Genomic DNA, 3,451 nt, shown 5'->3' on the forward strand with positions numbered 1-3,451 from the left:
CCGGATCCATCTCTGTTAATACTGATTTATTACGCCAACATCCCAAAGCGCTCGAAATTATCCAAAGTTTTAGCAACCAAGCCAAACCGATAGCTGTGATTTGTCATGCACCTTTAGTTTTGATTAAAGCTGAACAGATTAAAACTAAGCATCTGACTTCGCATAAGAATATAAGACTCGATCTGGAAAATGCAGGTGCTATATGGGTCGATGAGGCCGTTCACACATGTTATGCAAGTGGCTGGACACTCATCAGTTCACGCAATCCAGAAGACCTTCCCGCTTTTAATAAAGCAATATTGAAAGAACTTGAATCCAATTCGTCCGTTTAAGACTCCATAAAACAAAAAGAGCCTGATATTGAGCAGGCTCTTTTATTCATTTTTAAAAGTTACAGACTTTTTAAATATTCAATAATTTCTACTTGTTCTGCCATTTCAGCCAGTTGAAGCGCTGTGTATTCACCTTTGTAGTCGACATTCGCACCTTTTTCAACCAGTAGTTTCACTACATCTAGATAGCCATTTTCAGCCGCCGCTTGAAGTGCGCTATAGCCTTCATCATCTGTCGAGTTCACATCTACACCATTGGCGAGACTTTTTTCTACTTCAGCGAGTTCACCTAAAGATGCCCAATACACCAGTTCAGGTAAATGCAGTTCATCATCGTTTTCAGGAATTGGGGAGAATGAGTTGAGTTTCATATATTTTATTCCAAAGCTTTGGATTTATTAAATGCATAAAGTACTCTGTGGTCAACAAATATTAAAGCTCTCCATTTTTTTCAATATTATTTTTCACAATATTAAATGCCCATCTTTAAAGTTCTTATCATACTTACCATGATGCCGATAACCATATCTTTGGTTATAAATATCAGTAAAATCATCATGCCAATGTTCAAATTTACCCTTACGTGCCATTAACGCAACTTTCGGATGAATTTCCCCTTTATACAACTTTTTAAAGTTTTGATCTGAAACAATCACACCTTTAGTTATATATTTACGTACTAAAATTAACTCCATCACTAATTTCCTAAATGCTACCAGCTCACAACTTCCACCAAGTCCAACCTGTTCACTAAAATGGATATAGCTATTCAGAACAATAAAATGATGCTCTCTAACTTCTAATAGAATACAAGTTTCACCACGCAAATTTTGGGATCTTACAAAATAAATAATAAATGGTTTTATTTGATCAATGCGTTCTAAGCAATCGTAAATACTTATATAAATTTGTTGATCGCACTTAAACGGATGTCCTTTTCCTTCTGTTAACCACTCATAATTAATTGCAAATGTTTGGGAAAAAATTTCTAAAAATTCTAACTCTGGTTCTTCAATATTTATAAAGTACTTCTCTAAATCACCTACTTTTTTTAATTCTAAAATTTTACTAAACTGAGCTACAGTAAATTTTTCATCTCGTCCTTCATTCATTAATGACAAAACTAAATTTAAGCGATCAGCGATTTTATCTACATCAGTCCTGTTCATCTTAAACTTGAGTTTTTCTTTAAAAGGTCACTCAGAAAATTTGTTAAAAGTCCCAACCCAATCGTTTCAAAAAAACTCATTTTTTAAATTTCTTTTAATTTATTAAGATTAAAAGAATATAACAAAAAGCCCCCACAATTTGGAGGCTTTCAATTAAATGACTCTTAAGCTTTCGAAATCGCAGGCTGACTTGCACCAATCTTTTCAGATTCATCTTCATGCATAATCAGTGCAACCGCAATAGCAGTAATCAACACAGGCAAACCCACTGCAATAAAATTAAAGTGAGCAGGTAAATTCATACCTAACAAACTTCCGATTAAAATTGGTCCAATGATTGCACCCATACGACCAATCGCAGACGACCAACCAATCCCCGTTGAACGAACAGCAAGTGGATAGTACTGAGCGACATAGCTATAAAGCAGCATTTGCGAACCAATGGATGCAGCACCCGCCAAGAATACTAAAATATATAAAAGGAATTGATTCGATTGGAAGCCCATCAAGCTCATTACAACAGCACCCATCATGCCCAAGCACATCAGCACAGGTTTCAAATGGAAGCGATCAGCCAAGATCCCTCCACCCACAATACCAATCACAGCACCAATGTTCATCACCATCATAAACATCAAGCTATTGTCCATTGAGTAGCCTGCTGCCATCATTAACTTCGGCAACCAACTGCTTAAAGCATACATTGTCAGTAAGCAGGTGAAGAACGCCACCCAAAACAATAAGGTATTTACCGCACGCCCACGTTTAAATAAGCTCACAACATTTGCAGACTCTGGCACATCAACCTGATGCAACTCAAAAGTTGTATCTTCTTTTACCGTTACTGTTGGTGCTAAACGACGAACAATTTTACGTGCTTCCACTTGACGGTTTTGTTGCACAATAAAAGTCAAAGACTCGGGCAAAAACTTCCAAATAACTGGTAACAACAACAAAGGAATACCCGCAATAAAGAACATAATTTGCCAACCAAAACTTGGAGTAAACCACGCACCTAGTAATGCAGCCATTACACCACCCACAGCATAACCACTAAACATTGTGGTTACTAAGGTACTACGCATTTTTTGTGGTGCATACTCAGATGTCAGCGCAACAAGGTTTGGCATTACTCCACCAATTCCTAGTCCCGCAAGGAAACGGAGAATTGCAAATTCCGTTGGGTTTGATGCAAAACCACCTGCACAGGTAAGCCCGCTAAAAAGTACAATACAGATCATAATGACTTTTTTACGACCAATTTTATCCGCCAAAGAGCCAAATATCATTGCACCAAACATCATGCCTGCTAAAGCAGTACTTGCAAGCATACCCGCCTGTACAGCACTTAAGCCCCAGTCTTCCATTAATAATGGCAATACCACACCATTAATTGCCAAATCATAACCATCAAATAAAATAATTAGCAGACACCAAGCAACAACTTGAAAATGGAAACCCGAAAATTTTGCACGATCAATAATATCATTCACATTAACTGCTTTAGCTGACATTATTCACCTCCTATGAGCTATTGTTTCATTGCACTTTAACTAGCGCCCTTCAGTTTTTATAATGTGCTAATTCAGCCCAAACTGAAGTCATTCACCAAAGTAATTTGGTGTTATATTCACACAATTTATAGTGATATAAAAATTCAACATTAGTCTAAATAAATGATTTAATTCGCATTAAAAATAAATAAAACCAACCATTAACACTTGTCTTTCTGATATGAAATAAAATAATAATTAACAATAAAGGCCTAATTTAAATTAGATAAAAATATAGTATTTAGTTGATAGTAAAAATTAACTGATAGTAAAAAAGAAAAATAAGTATAGAAAAGTTCATTTAAATAATAATTATGACTATTTAGGATGTTTTATTTAATTACGATAAATCTCAATTGGACGATTGATTCATTTATTATTTTAACCTTCCTTGCAT

Annotated in this window: 4 protein-coding genes; 1 reads left to right on the top strand and 3 read right to left on the bottom strand. The window is 35.5% G+C overall.

The annotated features are described in order from the left end of the window. The coding region (locus tag ACY3FQ_RS13085; protein WP_489774157.1) for a DJ-1/PfpI family protein at nt 1–332 on the top strand (332 nt) is incomplete at its 5' end. Between the two features lie 59 nt (nt 333–391). Here ACY3FQ_RS13085 and ACY3FQ_RS13090 read toward each other — a convergent pair. From ACY3FQ_RS13090 to ACY3FQ_RS13100, 3 genes are all read right to left on the bottom strand, one after another. After that, a complete protein-coding gene (locus tag ACY3FQ_RS13090; protein WP_201950099.1) occupies nt 392–703 on the bottom strand; it encodes an ankyrin repeat domain-containing protein in 312 nt (103 codons plus the stop codon). 93 nt (nt 704–796) lie between these two features. Then, nucleotides 797–1,501, bottom strand: coding sequence for a hypothetical protein (locus ACY3FQ_RS13095; protein WP_294183760.1), 705 nt, complete (start codon nt 1,499–1,501; stop codon nt 797–799). Between the two features lie 164 nt (nt 1,502–1,665). Next, the gene (locus tag ACY3FQ_RS13100) at nt 1,666–3,015 is read right to left on the bottom strand and encodes an aromatic acid/H+ symport family MFS transporter (RefSeq protein WP_201950094.1); all 1,350 of its coding nucleotides are present in this window, start codon (nt 3,013–3,015) and stop codon (nt 1,666–1,668) included. Between the last annotated feature and the right edge of the window lie 436 nt (nt 3,016–3,451).

This window comes from Acinetobacter sp. AB03 (assembly GCF_058107045.1).

Bases quoted from the DNA above. Each gene is read 5' to 3' on its own strand.
- ACY3FQ_RS13090 (WP_201950099.1), bottom strand. From the start codon at position 703: ATGAAACTCAACTCATTCTCCCCAATTCCTGAAAACGATGATGAACTG.
- ACY3FQ_RS13095 (WP_294183760.1), bottom strand. From the start codon at position 1,501: ATGAACAGGACTGATGTAGATAAAATCGCTGATCGCTTAAATTTAGTT.
- ACY3FQ_RS13100 (WP_201950094.1), bottom strand. From the start codon at position 3,015: ATGTCAGCTAAAGCAGTTAATGTGAATGATATTATTGATCGTGCAAAA.